General features: G+C 50.8%; 1 protein-coding gene and 1 pseudogene. Both read right to left on the reverse strand.

The genetic code is table 11. The features are described from left to right. The coding region (locus ACYP03_RS23990) for a tetratricopeptide repeat protein (RefSeq protein WP_459782361.1) at positions 1-328 on the reverse strand (328 nt) is incomplete at its 3' end. 45 nt (positions 329-373) lie between these two features. Further along, positions 374-504, reverse strand: a pseudogene (locus tag ACYP03_RS23995) (bifunctional tRNA (adenosine(37)-C2)-methyltransferase TrmG/ribosomal RNA large subunit methyltransferase RlmN); the annotation flags it as partial.

Below are 504 nucleotides of genomic sequence, written 5' to 3' on the forward strand. Positions count from 1 at the left end.
CATCGCCATTTTTGGGGGAATATTGCAATGCTCGGACATAGAGCGCTTCAGCTGAACGATTTTCACCCACTTGCTGGTAATAGTGTGCCATGGCAAGTTGTGCTCTGGGGTGATCCGGCGCAACGTCTAAGGCTTTCTGTAAATTTTGCTGTGCTTTCTGCCTCTGACCTTGCTCCAGGTAACTGAGTCCAAGCGTCACTCTGGCATCTGCCACGGCAATGGGGTCCACACCGCGTTCCTTCGCTGTCGGGTCAATGGTTACACAGCCCACTAGCAAACAAGCGGCAATAAAGCCGCTTGTGATCGGATACAGGGTCCAGCGTACCATAACAACTCCTTGCTCACATCCATTTCGAGCTTTATGTGATTGTTATCAGACTGCTTTTACTGGGATTGGTTCCCCTTTAGCTTGTTTGGCCAAAGTACGTTTTGTGCGGTCTATCACATCGCCAACCAATTGTCCGCAAGCGGCGTCGATATCATCGCCACGCGTTTTACGCACTG

It is taken from the genome of Photobacterium sp. R1 (assembly GCF_054600795.1).